This is a genomic window from Bradyrhizobium sp. USDA 4341 (assembly GCF_054063755.1).
In genome coordinates, this window is record NZ_JBSSGO010000002.1 from 8,051,454 (window position 1) to 8,071,240 (window position 19,787).

Consider the following 19,787-nt stretch of genomic DNA (forward strand, 5'->3'; position numbering starts at 1 on the left):
GCGCCGCTTCCTGTGGCTGCGACGTGATCCGACCTGTAGCCCGGAGGATTGATCGCCGCATGGCCATCGAAACTCAGGGCTGAGATCTCGCGTGCTGGCGGCAACTTGTTTTTATTGATTGGCATGCCAGTCGTGAGGCCCGCCAAACACCAGCGCGGCAATCAGCGCAGATTGCGGTCTGCCGGCAGGTTGCGCCCCAGGGTAAGAGAGCTGCAGTGCGATTTTGACACGCTGAAAATCGTTGGCTCCTTTGCCGAAAGATCGCCCCTTTTAGTGGCTGGCGTGCCGTGCAGCAGGACAGCGAACCGCCAGGCACGCAAAGAGAAAGTCGTCGGAGCACGCGCCCCAACCGCGGAATGCGCGCGGCCGCCATCCCTTCGTCGGGCCCGATCGATCTCGCACCCAGCCGTTCTATTCGGCGGTGCTGAGGCTTTCCGCATGCGAGTAAGCTCTGATTTGCGATCCGATAAAACAATGGTTCTGTACGAAACGAACGGAGTTCGTCTTCAATTTTAACCGGTCCAAGCCTCAACAATGAATCCGGCGCGCCGTGAGGTGTCGCGAGGCGGTTGGTACAATCAAGAGTTTATCTTTTGTCAAAGATTTGCCGCGACCTTCCAGAGCTGGCGCCAACGCTACAACCAGTCCTGCAGGGTCCCGGAATGAGGGCATATCTGAACTCCTGGCTTTCGAAGCTCCTAGCCGGAGATTTGGCGGCATTTGGCGGGCCGGTCACCGATGAAGCGGTTGCAGGATACATTCGTGCCGAGCAGATCTCCCTCGTGCTTGGCTATTCGCTGGGCATCATGCTGGCCAACGCCTGCAATGCGACCGTGCTCGCAATTGCGCTTTGGCATTCGGCCGACAGAAACTTTGCCCTGATCTGGGCGGCGACTGTCGTCTGCGGCGCGCTATCGATAGGCCTGAAAGCGCGTTCATCACGACTGATGACGAAGCCTCAGTTCGTGTCGCGCCAGGCCATGCACCGGCTGGTACGGAATGCGCTGGTTCTCGGAACCGCCTGGGCAATTGTGCCGGTGGCTTTCTTCGCGAACGCCTCCAATGGCGGGCAGCTCGTCATTACATGTCTCTGCTCAGGAATGCTTGCAGGTGGCGCATTCGCCTTCGCCACGATTCCGGTGGCGGCAGTTGCGTTCACGGCTCCGATCTTTGTGGGTACGGCAATTTGCCTCGGCAGAAACGACGATTTCGCCTATCTGCTCGTCGCTATCCTGGTCGTGGCCTATGGCTTCGTGCTCCTGCGCGGCGTTTTCGCCCATTCCTTCGAATTTACCAGACGCGCCATTGCTCAACTGGAGGCCGAAAGGAGGGGCCGACGGGATACCCTGACCCAACTTCCGAACCGTTTTGCCTTCAATGAGAGCCTAGAAGGTGCCCTCAACAGGCTCGCCCGCACGGGCGAGGAATTCGCGGTTCTTCTTCTCGACCTCGATCGCTTCAAGGACGTGAACGACAAATTCGGCCACCTCGCTGGCGATGAATTTCTCGTGCAGGCGGCGGTGAGACTACAGCGATGCGTACGGCAGACCGATACCGTTGCGCGCATCGGCGGCGATGAATTTGCGCTTGTTATGACCAATCTGACCAAGGTGGAGGACGCCTTGGAAGTCGCCGAGCGGTTTGTCGGCGCCTTCGCCGAACCATTCGCGATCGAAAAATGCGAGATCGCGGGGGCGACCAGCGTCGGCATCGCAGTGGCCCCGCGCGACGGCGACGTACCTCATGTGCTCCTGAGGAATGCCGACATTGCGCTCTATCGTGCCAAGCAAGCGGGGCCGGGAACGATCTGCTTCTTTGAGATCAACGACGACAAATCAGCGCACGAGCGCAGGGCGCTGCAGCGGGATCTGGAGCTCGCAATCGACAGAGACGAACTGTTCCTCCTCTACCAACCGTTCTTTGATATTCACGCGAACCGGGTCACCGGCTTTGAGGCGTTGCTCCGCTGGCGGCATCCCGTCCGTGGAATAATTTCCCCGACCGAGTTCATCCCAATCGCCGAAGAAACCGGACTGATCCACGGAATCGGTGAGTGGGTGGTCCGACGCGCCTGCGCGACGCTATCGAACTGGCCGTCGGACCTCAGGGTCGCCGTGAATTTCTCGGCGGCCCAATTCCATAACACCAGCATCCTGCAGACAATCGTGCAGGCTCTCTCCCAAGCCAAAGTTGCTCCTCATCGTCTCGAAATCGAAATAACCGAGTCGATGCTGATCTCGAAGTACGCGCCGGCGTCATCGATCCTGACGTCACTCCTGCAATTGGGAGTGACGGTGGCACTTGACGATTTCGGAACGGGATATTCGTCGCTGACTTATTTGCTGAAACTGCCTTACACTCGCATCAAGATCGATCAGTCTTTCATACGGGACATGCTGAGGCGACCGGATAGTGCGGCGATCGTAAAATCGATCATCGCACTGACGCGGGACCTGCGGATCGGCGTGGTCGCCGAAGGCGTCGAAACAACCGAGCAACTCGACTATCTGCGTCAAACCAATTGTGATGAAGTGCAAGGATATCTCATCGGTCGACCGGTCGCGGAGGATCACATTTTCGCTCTGCTCCATCAAGACAAGCAATGGTCGACGCCCGCCGCTTGAATGACGTGGTCGCTGCGTTATGCCGATAGTGGTGAACATCCGCATCCCGAGGTGGAGTAGACGCTTGGCCTGCTGTAGTATTCTCGAAGATTTGCGAAGCACTGCAGCGCCGGCCGCATCACCCCACGAATTGCTGTGCAAGCAGCGCTGATCAAGGCTCCCCCATTTTGACTGTGGATTAGTATTGTCTGATTAGAGCGATGCCACGAACATCACGCGGTCGACCCTTCCGGTGCAGAGGTCGTTGCAGACAACCTGATCATTCGCAAGCCATTCGGACTTGATGAACTCGCCAGCCGTTTCAAGTCAACTTCGTTGAACGTCAACGAGGGATTCCGTGCAGATAGGCGATCATGGTCATCAGCGCGTGGCGATGAAGACCTTGCCAGGATCGTCCCTCGAAGTGATCAAGTTTGAGTTCTTCTTTCAGCTGCTGATGGGCCTGTTCGCAAATCCATCGTGCCTTGATGGTGGCGGCTAGTGTCCGCAGATCTGTCGCGGCGGGCAGGTTGGCGCGATAGTATTTTTGTCACCGGACGCGCGTTGCTGGTCGATGAGCCAAGCTTCGTCGCCTGGCAGATGCTGTTGACCCTTTTCCCATATTCGCTGAGGAGGTTCGTCGGCGGTGCGCACACGGACAGCAGCGAATCGGGCTTTCAACCGACCTTTGGTCCCGCTGCTCAACTCGCAGTTTTCCACTTGGTGGCCAGCATGTCTTCGGCCGCGATCGATAGAATATCTGGCACGTGGCGCTTATACGAACTCGGCTGGTCAGCAAGAGCAGGCTTGAAGTATCAACAATTTGAAGTCGCTAATGATCAAAGGTGCCACTATTAGTTGAAATAGGCCTCCCGTCGTTCATAGCGCCACAGGGCGGTACATTCTATTCTTGATCGAAACGACCGCTCTGTGGTTGACTGTCCGCAGTCCTAGGACAGCGGACGACGGCGAATTTACATGAAAAGTCAAGACCTTGTTATATTGTTGAAGCTCGTGAGCCTCGAGCAGGCCAAAAATGAGGACGATGCGCATCCCGGAGAGGTTGCCCATCACGATGACCCGTACTCAGTACGCGGGTTGGAATCGGCCCTGGGTATCAGCAAGACAGAGGTTAATGCCTCGATCAAGCGGAGCGTTTCGTCGGGACTTGCAGTCAAAGATCGGGAATCCGGTCAGGCCAAGCCCAACCGCCGCAATCTCTATAATTTCGTCGTGCACGGACTAAAGTTCGTTTTCCCGGCAAAACCGGGTGCGATGACCCGGGGCATCCCCACCGCCTTTGCGGCCGCCCCACTCAAGAACCTTCTGATCAGCGCTGGCGAGTACATCTACGTTTGGCCGTACGCCAAAGGCAAAGACATGGGGCAGGCGGTAGACCCGCTGTTCAGAAGCGTGCCACAAGCCATCCAAAAAGACGATCGCCTGTATGAGTATCTCGCCCTTATTGATGGTGTCAGGCTTGGAAATCAAAGGGAGGCTGGGCTCGCGGCCGAGCGTCTATCGGAAAGGCTTCTCAAGAAATGACCACCATCAAAGGCCAATTGCTTCACATGTTGGAAACGGTCGCGCAGTCTCTGGGAGACGAACTGCGCCAGCGGCTCGTGTTTGTCGGCGGTTGCACAACAGCCCTTTTCATTACTGATGAGATCGTGCTCGAAGGGGTTCGGGCAACCGATGACGTGGATCTCATCGTTGATCTCGTTGGACATGCGCAATGGGCTCAACTGCAAGACCAGTTGCGTCAGAAAGGGGTCGTGGAATCTCCCGAAGACGAGGTCATTTGCGCATGAGGCTCGGCGACCTCCAAGTCGATTTCATGCCGGATGATCAAAGCATTCTCGGCTTTAGCAATCGCTGGTACGCCAAAGGCATCGAAACGCCCGAACTGTTCGTGGCGACAAAGTTGGAAGCATATCTCGGCCGCGGCAACGATGATCTCTTAGGCAGCCGTGACATCGAGGACATCCTTCTCGTCGTTGACGGTCGAGAGGAACTCGTGGCTGAAATCCAAAACGCAGACGATGATATTCGTTGCTACATTGCAGAGAAGTTCAAAGCGCTCTTAGGTCATGAGGATTTTGATTATTTTCTCGATGGCAATATCAAGGGACCTGAAGGCCGGGTCGATATTGTGCGAGAGCGGTTTGTCGCCATAAGCCAGAGCGATGCTGGCGAGCGAGAGGGGAATGGAGATCAACTGGCGCAGTGAGCAAGGAAAGAGGACGCGCGATAGCCGCGAGGAGTCGGAGTGCGCGCCGATGCCGTGTCATGTCTCCTTCTCGACAGTTCAACCTCTGGCCCGACAAGCGGTGACCTTGCTCGCCAGATTATCCGCGATGTAGACTGGTACGTCGCGACAAACCAAGCCGCAACGGCAGAATGCCTCAGCGCGCAATTGCGCCGCACTCATCTCAGTTTATCTCGGCGATTTCCGCGGGACAGCGCGTGCTACGTGCTCGCCCATATACCGAACACAGGGACGGCGCTCGTTCTGCACGCTGACGATTGCTTGTTAGGAAGCCGCGAGCAAAACGGCGCGGTCCATTGGTTCACCAAGCCCCATACGCTGGCCAATCCGATGGGTGACGTTCCGTTTGACGAAATCGTCAGGAGTCCTGCCCGGAACCGACTGCCACGAAGCTTCCGAGCGAGGGAATTCATTCCGGCTGAGGTAAACAAAATCACAGCAGAGTCAGGCAAATCATTTGTTGCCGCAATCGACGGGTTTTGGGCGGAGTTGTCGGCGGGAGAGCAAGCCATGTTCTTGCAAGGGACGATGTGGCGATCGCAGCTGAAGGCGATGATCGAAGCACCCTTCAGATCGGATATCCATCGATTTTGAAAGCGCACGTCGAGGCCCACTTCGCCGAATAACGGTCAGACGGTAGACGCTCCCATAGCGGCAGCTCGCCCTCCGCAACGGGTCGCGGATGTCCGAGCGCCCGCCGCGCATTGCTGCCCGATGGCGTCCATCGAATCATCGCCGGAGCACTGCTCGACAAAACGCATTCCGACCGCGCTCAGAAGACACGGTTCCTCGCAATCGCATGATCCGAGGGGGCGGAGCCTCGCTCTGACAGATCGGCGGCCATTGAAAGGCTTCTGCGGCGAGTGCCTTCGATGGGGTATCGAAAATCACCGCATCATCTTCGGCATCCCCCTAAGCACCTCTACTCCGCGATCGTGGCAGTCGACGCGCGGCGAACCTCGTACGCGCTCCCAAGGAGCACGGAGCTTTTCAAATGTCCGATCCGAACACGGATAAACCGCCGCGTTACTTACGCACGTCCGAAGCCGCGCGCTTCTTGAGTTTGTCCGGCCGCACCTTGGAGAAACACCGAACCTACGGAACCGGTCCCGAGTATCACAAGATTGGCGGACGCGTGGTCTATTCAGTAGCTGACCTGACTGCATGGGCCAAACTCGGCAAGAAGAAGTCAACCTCGGATCCTGGTGTCGGCACCGTACTGCCCGCAAAACGGCGTGCTCCAATTCCCTATGCGGGCAAAGAGCGGCGCTAGGCCATGTCCGTTAGCAAATCCTCAGCGCACCGCCGCCGGTGTCGCGGCGCACTTCAGATCCTTGTTCCCGGCGAGCTACGGGCTCCCGAGACCCGGCTTGAAATTGTCGGGAATGCTCGTCAGGATCGTGGTGGCCGCCTTGTGCTGCATAGCCCGCGTCAGTTCGTCGCCGCAATTGGGGATGCTCCCGATGCGACCGGTTTGTCCGGATTGATGGCGCCGTGGCGCCAATCCGAAATCGGCCCGGATGTTGGTCGATTTCCTAGATCGTCTCGGATCCAGCGACCCGTCGAACCCTGCGTGCAAGTCCATCCTTCGACTTCGTCGCCGACGGCTGGAATGCGCGGCGCGCTCCAGCCGCGAATCGTTGCGCGGCAACGTCGCCGTAGCGTGGCATGCAAGGGGGCACAACCCAGTACTGCTGCTAGCCATAAATACTTGGGCTTCTTCCTGGCGGACCAGGCCTCAATATTCATGGGAACTGACTGGCAACGTCAGGCCGCCAGGCCTGCTCACCTTCAGAAGAGGCCCACGCGCCTCGCTCAGCCCAAATCAAACCGTTCCCGATTCGAGCGTCAGGGCGCGGCGGCATGAACGATCTCACGGAAGTGGAAGTCTTGTGGCTCGAGAAGCGTATCGAAAACCGCATTCGGTTCGGTCGTGTTGTCAAGGAACGAAAGCTTGATCGTCACCGGCGTGTCCTATCATTTGCACCGGGCAGCATCTTTGCCTTCGTCCGTTGGACATCCAACGACTTTGGCACGATCATCTCGCGGATCGACATCTTGCGCGCGGTCGCACCGGGACAGCGCTGCTCGACCGTCCCCTATGTGAGGCCCGGCGGAGAGATCGTGCTGCGGCTCTCTGGCTGGCCGAAGGTCGAGCGCGTGTTGCAGATGATCGATGCCGTCGAGGCGCTTGGAATCGATCCGGCTGACGTCGCACCCGATCATTGGCATCACGTTCATAACCGTCTGTCCGTCAACGAAAACCCGCGTCCATACACCAAAACACGCCACCAGGCCTGGCTCCATCGTCGCAGAGTGATGCGATGACGAGCCGCCTGATGACGCTGACCACGACGTTTGCGGTGGCTGCCGCGCTCATCGCGACGATCGTCCTGCCGCCACTTCCACTCTACATTTGGAATGCATCGGCAAGCGTGCCAATCGGTCTCTACAGCATACGACCGACGAAGCGCTTCCATGTCACCGAGCTGGTCGCCGTTCAGCCGCCGGAGCCGCTTGCGACCCTCCTCGATTTGAACGGCTATCTGCCGGTCGGGATCCCCATGCTAAAGCGGGTCTTGGCACTGCCCGGGCAGACGGTCTGCAGAAGCGGGCTCACGATTTCGGTGGATGATGTTGCGGTGGGCGAGGCGAAGGACCGCGACGGACGCGGCCGGCCGCTGCCCAAATGGCAGGGCTGCCGCGTCGTCGGCGAGGGCGAGCTCTTTCTCATGAATTGGCAGTCGGACGACTCCATGGACGGCCGATATTTTGGCTTTCTTCCGGCGTCGGCGGTGATTGGCTGTGCGCTCCCGGTCTGGACCTGGGAGGAGTGACCGTGCGTGTTCTACGTGTTTATCCCGCCATTCCTCGGTTGGATCGGTTGCGGGACCATTCCTCAGTCCCAGCCGACGTTCGCAAGCCTGGCGGGCGCAGCGGTGGTCCAAATGATCCGCGCGAAGCGGCTTTACGCCTCACGGGCGCGAGCACGATAGCAGACTTGGCTCGGTCAGGTGTGCCTGTTTGGGTGGTCGTGTCGCTGCTGCTTGCTCTGACCGCATCGGACACTACCGCTCTAGCCCAAAACGGGTCCGCCGCGCTCCCAGCGATCTGTCGAACCAACTACACGCTTCCGGCCTTCATCGAAGAAGCCTCACGACGCTTTGCGATCCCGGCGCGGTGGATATGCTCGGTATTGAGCATCGAAACTGCTGGAGACATGCATGCTAGGTCGCCCAAGGGCGCAATGGGACTGATGCAGATCATGCCGGCGACTTGGGCGGAACTACGCCAACGCTATGATCTGGGAAGCGATCCGTACGATCCGCGTGACAACATTCTGGCCGGCGCGGCGTATCTCCGTGAACTGCTCGACCGCTACGGTTCGCGCGGCGTTTTTGCTGCGTACAACGCGGGACCAACTCGCTATGAAGAACATCTCGCGGGAGCCCCTTTGCCAGACGAGACGCGAGCATATGTGGCAAAGCTTGCAAATTTGCTTAGCGTGCAACCGCCGCCGTCGTGTGCCGCGAGCTGGAGGTCATCAGCAGCTGCGACGCTGTTCGTTGAGCAAGCTGACCAGATGGAAGCCCGCCGAAGGCCGACAGCGCTCTCGCACTACGCAACGATCGCAATTTCGCCGCGCGATGTTACGCAGATGGCCCCCAGGCGTACTGGCGTTTTTGTAGCTCGATCGGACTCGAGGGCATTACGATGACCAGCAATGGCTTGCTTCAGCAAGCAATCAGCGGAGGAGCGAGAGCAGTGGGCAGGCAGGACATGTGCGTCCGGGGGCTGCACAGGACTTCACGTCTTGACGAGACTAGCGGCCTCGGCCGGCAATGCGTCGACTCGGCCAGCTCCTACTCTGTGCGGGGCCCTGCCATGGCAGCTGCCGCCTTCGCGATCACTGCTTCGGCGCGCTCGATCGCGGCGCGGAATTCCCCGCTCTTCCAAGTATCAACCGAATTGCCGTCATCGTACGACTCGTCTGCGGCGTCTCGCGCGCGTGAGACCATCTCGCGAAGCACCGCAATGGCTTCGGAGAGCAGGTTGGCATTCAACTCATCGCGGGAAGACCGCGTCACCTCTTTAGACTCACCGCATCGCAATTGTGAACCGTCAGGCAACGTCATCGCAATAAATGACTATTGCGATTGCCTACGGAACTTGATGGCAGAGCGGCCCTTCAAATCGGGCTTCGAGAAACCGGTGCACAGGGATAGCCGCCGTGTGGGCGAATCCGACAGCCCGGTGCAACGACTTAGCTGGTCGTTGCCACATAGGACAGCTCCGATGCGGCTTTTCGTTGGGTCGGGCATTGGTCTTGTGGAGACCACTCTTTGCATCGTCGATGGCGAGGGTCTCGCCGTTCGCGAGGTCAACATTATGATCGAGGCAGCTGCGATCCCTTCCGCAGTAGAGGGTTGCGCGGATCGCCTAGAGAGAGCGGGGCTAGGCGTCATCGCTTGGCACCTGGCTGCATCGCGAACTGCAGACAGCGGGCGCCCGATCATTGTCGTCGAAGCGCGTCACATGTGCGTTTCGCTGTCGACAATGCGTAACAAGACCGACCAGAATGACGCGTGGCATCGGGCGGATGATGCGGTTGGGCTGGTATCGCGCCGTTCATGTCAAGAACATCGACATGCAGAAGATGTGTACGCTGCTCACCAGCCGAAGGCTGCTCAAGCGCAAACTAATCGACCTCGAGAACCACATTCGTGGTGCGCTGCGGGCCTATGCTTTGCTCGTTCGAACGATCGCCCGTGGCGCCTTTGAGGCCCGCGTCCGCGAGCTTTTCGAGCGCAGCGATCCGATCTTCGTAATGACCATCGGGACCATGTTGGATGTGCGTCGCGCCATCCTGGAGGGGTACGACTGGCTGCACCGTGTGCTGCTCCAGGTCGTCCAGTGTGATGATGTGTGGCGGCGCCTGATGACGGTTTCTGGCGTCGGCCCGGTCGCGGCGCTGAGTTTTATGACCGCAGTCGATGATCCCTCGCGCTTCAAGAGGTCGCGCGACGTTGCGGCGTATTTTGGCCTGACCTCGCGGCGCTGGCAGTCCGGCAGCTTGATCGACGTGCAGGGGCGGATCAGCGAGGCGGGCGATGCCGACGTGCGGCGGGCGCTCTATGAGGCGGCCAGCGCGCTGCTGACCCGCTTCAAGCGCGAGGACAGGATCAAGACCTGGGGCATGGCGATCGCCAAACGCTCGAGCCACCGCAAGGCGACCGTTGCGGTGGCCCGCAAGCTTGCCGTGATCATGCACGCGATGTGGACGGGCGGCACATTCTACTGCGGCGATCCGTCGGCATCGGAGGCGGATATCGACGCGCGCAATGCGGCCAAGGACCGCAGACTGCTCGGTGCCCATGCCTGACCAGCCCGAACCGGTGGCAGATCGATGAACCGATGAGCGCAACATCTTGAACACGGAGCTCCGCGACAGCGGAAGAGACCTGGTGCAGATCAACGACGACGGAACGCACGCTATCTTGCCTGTGGCCACGCACCTGAGGTGCAATGTGGACCACGCCGGAGTGCCTGTGATGTGGCTCCGTCATGCCGATGGAAAGATGCGCCGCGACGGCGTCCGCGCTGCCTTGCTGCAGCGACATTTTGCCGTCGATGAGCGCGGAAGAGTGCACGGCGCACCGGGACTCGCTGTTGTGGTGGCGCATCGCGTTGCAGCGTGGCGCAGAGGACCTTGTCGAAGAAAGGAAAGGAAGCGAGAATGGCTGAGATCAGAGCGACAGCACGACCACCCGACCGATTAGGAAGGCTCTTCAAATCGGGCTTCGAGATACCGGTGCACGGGGATAACGCGATCGTGGCCGAATCCGGAGCCTGGTGCGACGACTTAGAACGTCGTTCACACTACGGAGAGCCCCAATGAAACTGTATGTTCGATTGGATGTCGGTCTTGAAGAAACCAGCCTTTGCATCGTCGATGGCCAGGGTCTCACGGTTCGCGAAGTCAAGGTCAGCACGGAGCCAGAGGCGATCCGCTCCGCTGTAGACGGCTACGCGGATCGCCTCGATAGAGTGGGCGTCGAGGCGTCATCGCTAGGCATCTGGCTGTATCGCGAATTGCAGCCAGCCGGGCTTCCGATGATTGTCGTGGAAGCGCGCTATATGCGCGTTTCGCTATCGACAATGCGCAACAAGACCGACCGCAACGATGCGCGCGGCATCGCGCAGATGATGCGGCTGGGCTGGTACCGAGCGGTCCATGTCAAGAACATCGAGATGCAGAAAATGCGCTCGCTGCTGGCGAACAGGAAGCTGCTCAAGCGCAAGCTGATCGACCTTGAGAACCACATTCGTGGCACGCTGAGGGCGTACGGTCTGATGGTTGGCGCAGTCGGCCGCGGGGAATACGAAGCGCGGGTCCACGAGCTGATCGAGCACAGCGATCCGGTATTTTCCATGATGATTGAGGCTATGTTGGACGTACGCCGAGCAATCTTCGAGGGCTACGAACGATTGCACAAGGTGCTCCTGCAGGTGGTCCAACATGATGCGATTTGTCGCCGGCTAATGACCGTACCCGGCGTCGGTCCCGTTGCGGCTCTTTCGTTCAAGGTTGGTGTTGATGACCCTCTCCGTTTTGCGCGATCTCGAACGGTTGGCGCGCATTTTGGCCTGACACCAAGGCGACACCAGTCTGGAACCTCGATCGATTATGAAGGCCGAATTACCAAGCAGGGCGACGTCGCGGTTCGCGAGGCGCTCTGCGAGGCGGCCGCAAGCCTTCTGCTGCGGGTCAGGAAATGGTCCGCGTTGCGGGCCTGGGGCCTGCGGATCGCCAAGCGGTCCAGCATGCTGTGCGCGATCGTCGCGGTCGCGCGCAAGCTCGCGGGCATCCTGCACAGAATGTGGGTCAATGAGACCGATTTCCACGTCGGCTTTGGCGCCAAGGTCACGCAACGACTTCGTTTGAGATCTGCGCAGTAGTTGCAGCGGGACGCAAAAGAGTGGCGCTGGTGTTGCAGCCAGCATGGAGAGAAGGAGTAACGACTAGAGATCCGCGCGCGCGGTGAGCGTCCCCTGGCGGGGCCGCGAAACGGGAATGTCCGCTATCTCTTGCCTGCTGCCATCTACGTGATGAGGGCGCCAGACTGCTTGGACAGCCCTGTTTACGAACCTGATGAAGAGCATGCGACGGCCAAAGTGCTGAACGCGAAGGAACGGATGGACCCCGCCTGGAGAATGCTGATCGCAAGCGCGATGTGGTGACGTGTGTGCGTTGTCGATGCAGGGAGTCTGCAATGGCTGAAGTGCGAAGAGTCGAAGAAAAGCGTAGGAATGAGTTGACTTTGAACGCCCGATTAGGAAGGCGAGATAAAAGGGGCTCGCCGGTCGAACCACAAGCCATTGACATGGCTTGGGTTCCGGCGTGCCGATCGGTCGGGGCGCGTGCCGCGCCAAAGACTTTTCCCAGGACATTCAAACAAGTTTTCGGCACCGTAGGTGTCGCTGCGTTCTTCGAGGCCTGGTCATGACGGCAGGCGATAGCGACCTGCGAATTCGGCCTGGGCGCATCCGCAGTACACGCGCGCCGAAGCCCAAGAGCTTCATCAACCAGGTGCTGCGGGCGGCGAAGAAAGCCGGACACACCTCGGGTCACACCGTAGCCGGCAGGCGTTCGCCGGCCCATGGACGCTCGACGTTTGGCCGTGGTCGGTTCGCCTTTAGCCGCGCCAGATTGTTCAGCTCGACGAGGCGCGTTGTGCTGAAAGCGCGCGTGGTCCGGCACAAAGGGCGAGCCTTCCGTTCAGCACCAATGACCGCCCACCTCTCGTATCTGAAACGCGACGGCGTGACCCGGAGTGGTGAGCGGGCCGAGATGTTTGATGCTGGCAGCGACCGTGCTGATGGCCTGGCTTTCGCAGAACGGTGCACGGACGACCGGCATCATTTCCGCTTCATCATCTCGCCAGAGGATGCCGGCGACATGACCGACCTGAAGGCCTTTGTTCGCGATCTCGTCAGGCAGATGGAGACCGATCTCGGCACGCGGCTCGATTGGGTTGCTATCGATCATTGGAACACCGACAACCCTCACGTCCACCTTCTCGTTCGGGGAGTAGATGTGGAGGGGGCGGATCTCGTGATCTCCCGCGACTACATCAGCCAAGGCCTGCGCTCTCGCGCCGAGGAACTGGTCGCCTGCGAATTGGGTCCAAAACCGGAGCACGAGATCCGCAATTCGCTAGAGAGGGAAGTCACAGCGGAACGATGGACGCGGCTCGATCGGGAGATCCGGCTGGCGGCCGATGAGACCGGCACTATCGATCTTCGCCCGGAGAATTCCGGCAAGTCCGATCCCGAGATCCGGCGCCTGATGGTCGGTCGCCTTCAACACCTGGAGAAGATGGGTCTTGCTGCACCCGCCTCGCCGGGGGAGTGGATGGTCGGGCTCGAGGCCGAGCGCAATCTTCGCCACCTCGGCATGCGTGGTGATATCATCAAGACCATGCACCGCGCCTTTACCAACCGCGGGGAAGCGCGCGGCGTTGCCGACTACGTCATCGAAGGCGAACAGCCGACGTCCCAGCTTGTCGGACGCCTGGTCGACCGTGGACTGCATGACGAACTGACCGGCGAGGCCTATGCCCTGATCGATGGAATAGACGGACGCGCGCATCACGTACGCTTCCGAGGACTCGAAGCTTTCGACCACGCACCCCCGATCGGCGGAATCGTCGAAGTCCGACGCTTCGGTCAAGCCGACGACCCGCGTCCCACCCTGGTGCTCGCGACCCGTTCAGATCTCGATCTTGGTGAGCAGGTCACCGCGAAGGGGGCAACCTGGCTCGACTACCGGCTGGTCGAGCGCGACCCCATGCCGCTCGCCATGGGAGGATTTGGGCGTGAGACCCGCGACGCCATGGAAGCCCGTACCGAGCATCTGATCCAGGAGGGCCTGGCGTGGCGGCAGGGTCAACGCATTATCTTGCAGCGCGACCTCCTGAACACGTTGCGCCGGCGCGAACTGGACGAGGCTGCCGCAAAAGTGTCGGCCGACATCCGCCTACCACAAGTAAAGGCTGACTCCGGGGAGCATGTGGCGGGCACGTATCGCCAGCGGCTGACGCTCGCCTCGGGACGCTTCGCCATGATCGATAATGGGTTGGGCTTTCAGCTGGTGCCCTGGTCGCGCGAACTCGAAAAGAAGCTTGGCCAACACGTCACCGGCGTCGTGAAGGACGGTGGGGGCATCGAATGGGGCTTTGGTCGGAAGCGTGACCTCGGTCTCTAGCAATCTCTCCAATCAAGTTGCGGAAGGGACGTTCGGAATGTCCGGAACCAAAATCCTCTGGGGACAGGTGATCGTCGTCGGCTTGATCGTTTTGCTGGCCATCTGGGGAGCAACCGAGTGGACGGCTTGGCGGCTCGCCTGGCAACCGGAGCTTGGGCGGCCATGGTTCGAACTGTTGGGCTTCAAGATCTATTACCCGCCAGTCTTTTTCTGGTGGTGGTTCGTCTACGATGCCTATGCGCCTCAGGTCTTTGCCGAGGGAGCCTTTATCGCGGCGTCGGGGACCTTCATTTCGATCGCGGTGGCGATCAGCATGTCGGTTTGGCGGGCACGTGAAGCCAAGAATGTCGAGACCTATGGTTCGGCGCGCTGGGCTGATCTGGAGGAGGTTCGAGCGGCCGGACTTCTTGGTCCGGATGGCGTGGTGTTAGGCAAGCTCGAGCGCGACTATCTCCGCCACGATGGACCGGAGCACGTGTTGTGTTTTGCACCAACCCGATCCGGCAAGGGTGTCGGTCTTGTCGTCCCCTCCTTGATGGCTTGGCCCGGCTCGGCCATCGTTCACGACATCAAGGGCGAGAACTGGCAACTGACCGCGGGCTTCCGCTCGCGGCATGGCCGCGTCCTGTTGTTCGACCCCACCAATCCAAAGTCCGCAGCCTACAATCCGCTGCTCGAGGTCCGGCGCGGGGAATGGGAGGTTCGCGACGTGCAGAACGTCGCCGATGTCCTGGTCGACCCCGAAGGCTCCCTCGACAAGCGGAACCATTGGGAGAAGACCAGTCATTCGCTCTTGGTCGGCGCAATCCTTCATGTTCTTTATGCCGAGGTCGACAAGACCTTGGCTGGCGTGGCCGCCTTTCTGTCAGACCCGAAGCGGCCGATCGAGGCAACGCTGAAGGCGATGATGACCACGCCGCACCTCGGCGAGCAGGGTGCTCATCCGGTGGTCGCTTCAACTGCGCGCGAACTCCTCAACAAATCCGAGAATGAGCGTTCGGGCGTCCTGTCCACTGCCATGTCCTTCCTCGGGCTCTACCGCGATCCCGTCGTAGCGCGGGTGACTTGCCGCTGCGACTGGCGGATTGACGATCTGATCGCCGATAGCCGCCCGACGACGCTTTACCTGGTAGTGCCGCCTTCCGATATCTCGCGGACCAAGCCCTTGATCCGCCTGGTGCTGAATCAGATCGGCCGCCGTCTGACCGAGGATCTGCACGCCCGTGATCGCCGGCATCGAGTGCTGATGATGCTCGATGAGTTCCCGGCACTCGGGCGGCTTGACTTTTTCGAGTCCGCGCTCGCCTTCATGGCGGGTTACGGCATCAAAAGTTTCCTGATCGCGCAATCGCTCAATCAGATCGAGAAGGCCTACGGGCCCAACAACGCCATTCTGGACAACTGTCACGTCCGGGTCAGCTTCGCGACCAATGACGAGCGGACGGCCAAACGGGTGTCCGACGCGCTGGGGACGGCGACCGAGATGCGGGCGATGAAGAACTACGCGGGGCACCGGTTGAACCCATGGCTAGGACACCTGATGGTCTCGCGGCAAGAGACGGCAAGGCCGCTCTTGACCCCTGGCGAAGTCATGCAGCTTCCGCCGATGGACGAGATCGTCATGGCGGCGGGGACGCCGCCGATCCGGGCGAAAAAGGTCCGCTATTACGAGGATCAGCGGTTTACCGAGCGGGTCCTGCCGCCCCCCGATCCGGCGGCGTCCGATCGATCATTGCGGACGGACGGATGGTCAACCCTTGGACCGCTGAAGCCGGCGCCGCTTCCAACCGACGGGGGGCAAGGAGAGGAAGACACGGCGAACAGCGGTCTCCGTCGCGAACCCGAACTCCCCGATCACGTCGCGATCGTCAAGGAAACAACCGAGCTGACGCCAGCCGAGGAATTTACCGTCGTTCTTGATGATGACGAGGACGCGGTCCGTCAGTCCCGCCTCATGCGCCAGCAGATGCGGGGCGTCGCGCGACAGCTCGCCATGGACCCGAATGACGGTATGGAGCTCTGAGGGGATATGCGCGACCGGATGAACGTGTACTTCCCGCCGGAGCTCCTGAAGCAGATCTCAGAGCTTGCCGATCGCAAGAAGCTTTCCCGTTCTGCGATCGTGGAAGCGGCGGTCGCTTCGTTTCTGTCACCCGATGGTGCGGACAGGCGGGAGGCGGCATTCACCCGTCGCCTCGATCGGCTGTCGCGTCAGATGCAGAGGCTAGAGCGCGACGTCGGTTTGACGGCCGAGACTTTGGCCCTCTTCATTCGTTTCTGGCTAACGATCACGCCACCGTTGCCCAACGATGCGCAGGCTGCCGCGCAGATCAAGGGCAGGGAGCGCTTTGAAGGATTTGTCGAGGCGCTCGGGCGCCGCTTGCAAAAAGGGCAAAGCTTTCTCCGCGAGATTCCGGAAGATATCCGCCGTCAGGAACCTGCCGACGAAACCTGACTGAGCGTCTTGGATAGGCGACCGCGCCGGCCTTTCCTTTTTCTACGCCAGCGTACGACCGCTGCGATTTAGCCAAACTCACAAAAAGCTGGACGCGCTATCGGCTCGAATGAGCTGAGGAGCAACAAGGGCCAGCATGCAAATCTCAGTAGCATGTCGTCGAGTCGCGCGCGTTTTTCTCCCTTTTGCTGCTGCATACTATCTTTCGTATCTGTTTCGATCGATTAACGCTTTGATCGCCAGTCATCTCAGCTTGGATACCGGGCTTGGAACCGCCGACCTCGGACTGCTTACGTCAGTCTATTTTCTGGTTTTCGCGGCGGCTCAGATCCCCGTCGGCATCTTGTTGGACCGGTTCGGCCCGCGCCGTGTCCAGAGTGTTCTGCTCTTGCTTGCAGCAGTTGGCGCCGGACTGTTCGCGAATTCGACTGGCTTCCTGCCACTTTTGATCGCGCGCGCAATGATCGGGCTTGGTGTAGCGGCGGCGCTGACGGCAGGACTGAAGTCGATCATCATTTGGTTCCCCAGGGAACGAGTTGCCTTGATGAACGGCTACATGATCATGCTGGGATCGCTGGGAGCGGTGACCGCTACGGCTCCCGCTGAATATCTACTAGCCTGGATCGGCTGGCGACGGCTCTTTGAGATCCTGGCGGCCGCGACCGGTGTCACGGCCATGCTCATTTACATCGTGGTGCCTGAACGCGTCATCATCCCATCAACAGCATCAATTCCTGTGGCCCTCAGGTCCGTTTTCCGCGACAGGCGTTTCTGGCGTATTGCCCCGTTGTCGGCGACTTGCGTTGGATCGGCCTGGTCTCTGCAGGGATTGTGGGTATCGCCATGGCTGATGGACGTAGAGGGTTTCGATCGCAAAACTGTGGTCGGACGGCTTTTCATAATATCCATCTTGTTGAGTGGCGGTGCCTGGTTGTTCGGTATGACAGTCCACTACATCAAGCGAAGGGGAATCGGAGCGGAGACGATATTTGCGATGATTGCAGTGCTGTTTATCGCAGCCGAGTTAGCATTGATTCTGCGAGCGCCTCTGCCGTCGATCTTGCCCTGGTCAGTTGTCGCGATTGTCGGAACGGCAACTGTGGTTAGCTTCGCGGCGATCGCGGATTACTTTCCGCCGGAGCTTGCCGGCCGTGCTAATGGTGCCTTGAACGTTCTGCACTTCGGTTGGGCATTTCTGGCCCAGTATACGACGGGACTGGTATTGGAGCAGTGGCCCTCGGAAGACGGCCACAGGTCCGTTGTGGCCTATCAAGTCGCGTTCGGCCTCAACGTGGCCCTCCAGATCGCGGCGCTGGCGTGGTTCGCGTTCCCTTGGCTTCGATCTATCGCTTACTTGATGAGTTTAACGGCTTTCTTCATGCTGGCTGACGTTTCCGAATCAGTCGAGTCAGTCGGTTTGTATGAGGCGTCGATCGTGCTCGCGGATGAGGAAGCGGAGTGGTGAGCACTAGCGAACTGACACCATCGAGCAGGCCTCAAATTTCTTTTCTAAGTCTTTCTTTTTCTACGCCGTCCTACGATCACCGTAAGCGCTTGTTGCTCAAAATCGATCGGTGGCTTTTCTAATCATCCCCATCTGAGGACGTCTCTTTACCCGTCCTCATTCGGGGAGCGGCGGTGGCAATCCAATCCTTTCAATCGGAGGTGAATTCGCGCGGCGCGCGAATGCTGCGAAGCGCGCTTGGCGCCGCGATTGCCGGCTACCTCGAAGATGAGGCGGTCATCGAGGTCATGCTCAATCCGGACGGGCGGCTGTGGATCGATCGCCTGTCAAATGGTTTGGTCGACACTGGCGAAACTCTGTCTGCGGCCGATGGCGAGCGCATTGTCCGCTTAGTAGCGCATCACGTGGGCGCCGAGGTTCACGCCGGTGCACCACGGGTTTCGGCAGAACTGCCTGGGACCGGCGAGCGCTTCGAGGGGCTCTTGCCTCCCGTCGTTGCAGCGCCGGCGTTCGCGATTCGCAAACCCGCGGTCGCCGTATTTACGCTCGACGACTACGTCGCAAGGGAGATCATGACGTCGGAGCAGGCAAAGATCCTGAAGAACTCTGTCGCCGCACGGAAGAACATCCTCGTCGCCGGTGGGACATCGACCGGCAAAACAACGCTGACGAATGCGCTGTTGTCCGAGGTGGCAAAGACCTCCGACCGTGTCGTATTGATCGAAGATACCCGTGAACTGCAGTGCACGGCGCCCAATCTTGTGGCGTTGCGGACCAAAGATGGCGTGGCGACGCTATCGGATCTCGTTCGCTCCTCGCTGCGGCTGCGCCCGGATCGTATCCCGGTCGGCGAGGTCCGTGGCGCCGAAGCACTGGATCTGCTCAAGGCTTGGGGCACTGGGCATCCAGGTGGCATCGGGACCATTCATGCGGGCACCGCACTCGGTGCGCTGCGGCGGCTCGAGCAACTCATCCAGGAAGCCGTCATCACGGTTCCGCGCGCCCTAATCGCCGAAACCATCAACGTCATTGCCGTCCTTGCGGGCCGCGGCGCTGACCGGCGCCTCGCTGAGCTCGCCCTCGTCACAGGGCTTGGCGCCGCCGGCGACTACAGCCTTTCACCAGCAGGAGACTGACATGTGTTCGAACTCTGGTTTTCTTCGGCAAGTCGCATCACTCATTGCTTCCGGTACGGTTGTTCTGACGACGGCGCCGGCATGGGCGGCGGGCTCGAACATGCCGTGGGAGCAGCCACTCAATCAGATTCTGCAGTCGGTCGAGGGGCCGGTCGCCAAGATCATCGCCGTCATCATCATCGTCGTGACCGGGCTCACGCTCGCGTTCGGCGATTCATCGGGCGGTTTCCGCAGGCTCATCCAGATCGTGTTCGGTCTGTCGATCGCATTCGCGGCCTCGAGCTTCTTTCTGTCGTTCTTCTCCTTCGGCGGCGGCGTGGTGATCTGATGGATGAGCCCGTCGCAGGTTTTGTCGTGCCCGTTCATCGCGCACTCACCGAGCCCATCCTGATGGGCGGTGCGCCGCGATCGGTCGCGATCGTCAACGGAACGCTTGCGGCAGCCCTTGGACTTGGACTGCGGCTCTGGATTGCTGGTCTCGTCCTTTGGTTCATCGGCCACATGGCCGCCGTCTGGGCCGCCAAGCGCGATCCCACCTTCGTCGATGTGGTGCGCCGACATCTGCGCATTCCCGGTCATCTCAACGTCTGA

The 19,787-nt window shown here is 60.0% G+C and carries 19 protein-coding genes and 2 pseudogenes; 18 read left to right on the forward strand and 3 right to left on the reverse strand.

The genetic code is table 11. The features are described 5' to 3' along the window. Positions 1–662 precede the first annotated feature (662 nt). Positions 663–2,624 carry a putative bifunctional diguanylate cyclase/phosphodiesterase gene (locus ACVIGB_RS43765; protein ID WP_456724653.1) on the forward strand — a complete coding sequence of 654 codons (1,962 nt, stop codon included), beginning with the start codon at positions 663–665 and terminating at the stop codon, positions 2,622–2,624. Positions 2,625–2,946: 322 nt separating this feature from the next. Here the strand turns inward: ACVIGB_RS43765 and ACVIGB_RS43770 are convergent. Then, positions 2,947–3,379: pseudogene (locus tag ACVIGB_RS43770) on the reverse strand (transposase); the annotation flags it as partial. A 202-nt stretch (positions 3,380–3,581) separates the two neighbouring features. On the opposite strand from ACVIGB_RS43770, the gene ACVIGB_RS43775 reads away from it, so the two are divergent. The 5 genes from ACVIGB_RS43775 to ACVIGB_RS43795 all read left to right on the forward strand — a co-directional run bounded on the left by ACVIGB_RS43775 (position 3,582) and on the right by ACVIGB_RS43795 (position 6,145). Beyond that, on the forward strand, positions 3,582–4,148 hold the full coding sequence (locus tag ACVIGB_RS43775) for a hypothetical protein (protein ID WP_456724652.1): 567 nt from the start codon (positions 3,582–3,584) through the stop codon (positions 4,146–4,148). Further along, on the forward strand, positions 4,145–4,414 hold the full coding sequence (locus ACVIGB_RS43780; protein WP_456724651.1) for a hypothetical protein: 270 nt from the start codon (positions 4,145–4,147) through the stop codon (positions 4,412–4,414). Before ACVIGB_RS43775 ends, ACVIGB_RS43780 begins: the two co-directional genes overlap by 4 nt. Then, positions 4,411–4,833 carry a hypothetical protein gene (locus tag ACVIGB_RS43785; RefSeq protein WP_456724650.1) on the forward strand — a complete coding sequence of 141 codons (423 nt, stop codon included), beginning with the start codon at positions 4,411–4,413 and terminating at the stop codon, positions 4,831–4,833. The genes ACVIGB_RS43780 and ACVIGB_RS43785 overlap by 4 nt, the downstream gene beginning before the upstream one ends. 39 nt (positions 4,834–4,872) lie before the next feature. Beyond that, positions 4,873–5,466: a hypothetical protein gene (locus tag ACVIGB_RS43790; RefSeq protein ID WP_456724649.1), complete on the forward strand. Its 594-nt coding sequence runs from the start codon at positions 4,873–4,875 to the stop codon at positions 5,464–5,466. 400 nt (positions 5,467–5,866) lie between these two features. Further along, positions 5,867–6,145: a helix-turn-helix transcriptional regulator gene (locus tag ACVIGB_RS43795; RefSeq protein ID WP_083992262.1), complete on the forward strand. Its 279-nt coding sequence runs from the start codon at positions 5,867–5,869 to the stop codon at positions 6,143–6,145. Between the two features lie 75 nt (positions 6,146–6,220). Here the strand turns inward: ACVIGB_RS43795 and ACVIGB_RS43800 are convergent, their stop codons facing one another. Next, positions 6,221–6,577: a transposase gene (locus tag ACVIGB_RS43800; protein WP_456749324.1), complete on the reverse strand. Its 357-nt coding sequence runs from the start codon at positions 6,575–6,577 to the stop codon at positions 6,221–6,223. A gap of 158 nt (positions 6,578–6,735) precedes the next feature. On the opposite strand from ACVIGB_RS43800, the gene ACVIGB_RS43805 reads away from it, so the two are divergent. From ACVIGB_RS43805 to ACVIGB_RS43815, 3 genes are all read left to right on the forward strand, one after another. Next, complete coding sequence (locus ACVIGB_RS43805; protein ID WP_456724647.1) at positions 6,736–7,200, forward strand: DUF2840 domain-containing protein; 465 nt, start codon at positions 6,736–6,738, stop codon at positions 7,198–7,200. Then, the gene (locus ACVIGB_RS43810; RefSeq protein ID WP_456724646.1) at positions 7,197–7,709 is read left to right on the forward strand and encodes a S26 family signal peptidase; all 513 of its coding nucleotides are present in this window, start codon (positions 7,197–7,199) and stop codon (positions 7,707–7,709) included. The genes ACVIGB_RS43805 and ACVIGB_RS43810 overlap by 4 nt, the downstream gene beginning before the upstream one ends. Positions 7,710–7,900: 191 nt before the next feature. Next, positions 7,901–8,590, forward strand: coding sequence for a lytic transglycosylase domain-containing protein (locus tag ACVIGB_RS43815; protein WP_456749325.1), 690 nt, complete (start codon positions 7,901–7,903; stop codon positions 8,588–8,590). 145 nt (positions 8,591–8,735) lie between these two features. Here ACVIGB_RS43815 and ACVIGB_RS43820 read toward each other — a convergent pair whose 3' ends face one another. Continuing rightward, on the reverse strand, positions 8,736–9,008 hold the full coding sequence (locus ACVIGB_RS43820; protein ID WP_456724645.1) for a hypothetical protein: 273 nt from the start codon (positions 9,006–9,008) through the stop codon (positions 8,736–8,738). Positions 9,009–9,168: 160 nt separating this feature from the next. On the opposite strand from ACVIGB_RS43820, the pseudogene ACVIGB_RS43825 reads away from it, so the two are divergent. The 9 genes and pseudogenes from ACVIGB_RS43825 (at position 9,169) to ACVIGB_RS43865 (ending at position 19,787) form a co-directional block, all read left to right on the forward strand. After that, a pseudogene (locus ACVIGB_RS43825) lies at positions 9,169–10,255 on the forward strand (IS110 family RNA-guided transposase). A 512-nt stretch (positions 10,256–10,767) separates the two neighbouring features. Then, positions 10,768–11,832 carry an IS110 family RNA-guided transposase gene (locus ACVIGB_RS43830; RefSeq protein WP_456724644.1) on the forward strand — a complete coding sequence of 355 codons (1,065 nt, stop codon included), beginning with the start codon at positions 10,768–10,770 and terminating at the stop codon, positions 11,830–11,832. Positions 11,833–12,376: 544 nt separating this feature from the next. Beyond that, the gene (locus ACVIGB_RS43835) at positions 12,377–14,140 is read left to right on the forward strand and encodes a relaxase/mobilization nuclease domain-containing protein (RefSeq protein ID WP_456724643.1); all 1,764 of its coding nucleotides are present in this window, start codon (positions 12,377–12,379) and stop codon (positions 14,138–14,140) included. A 37-nt stretch (positions 14,141–14,177) separates the two neighbouring features. After that, a complete protein-coding gene (locus ACVIGB_RS43840; protein ID WP_456724642.1) occupies positions 14,178–16,163 on the forward strand; it encodes a conjugal transfer protein TraG in 1,986 nt (661 codons plus the stop codon). A gap of 6 nt (positions 16,164–16,169) precedes the next feature. Then, a complete protein-coding gene (locus ACVIGB_RS43845) occupies positions 16,170–16,595 on the forward strand; it encodes a ribbon-helix-helix domain-containing protein (RefSeq protein WP_456724641.1) in 426 nt (141 codons plus the stop codon). A gap of 136 nt (positions 16,596–16,731) precedes the next feature. Continuing rightward, entirely contained in the window at positions 16,732–18,060 is a 1,329-nt protein-coding gene (locus ACVIGB_RS43850; protein ID WP_456724640.1) for an MFS transporter, read from the forward strand. 221 nt (positions 18,061–18,281) lie between these two features. Next, positions 18,282–19,196: a P-type conjugative transfer ATPase TrbB gene (gene trbB / locus ACVIGB_RS43855; protein WP_456724639.1), complete on the forward strand. Its 915-nt coding sequence runs from the start codon at positions 18,282–18,284 to the stop codon at positions 19,194–19,196. Position 19,197: 1 nt separating this feature from the next. Beyond that, entirely contained in the window at positions 19,198–19,524 is a 327-nt protein-coding gene (locus ACVIGB_RS43860; protein ID WP_456724638.1) for a TrbC/VirB2 family protein, read from the forward strand. After that, on the forward strand, positions 19,524–19,787 hold the full coding sequence (locus tag ACVIGB_RS43865; RefSeq protein WP_456724637.1) for a VirB3 family type IV secretion system protein: 264 nt from the start codon (positions 19,524–19,526) through the stop codon (positions 19,785–19,787). Before ACVIGB_RS43860 ends, ACVIGB_RS43865 begins: the two co-directional genes overlap by 1 nt.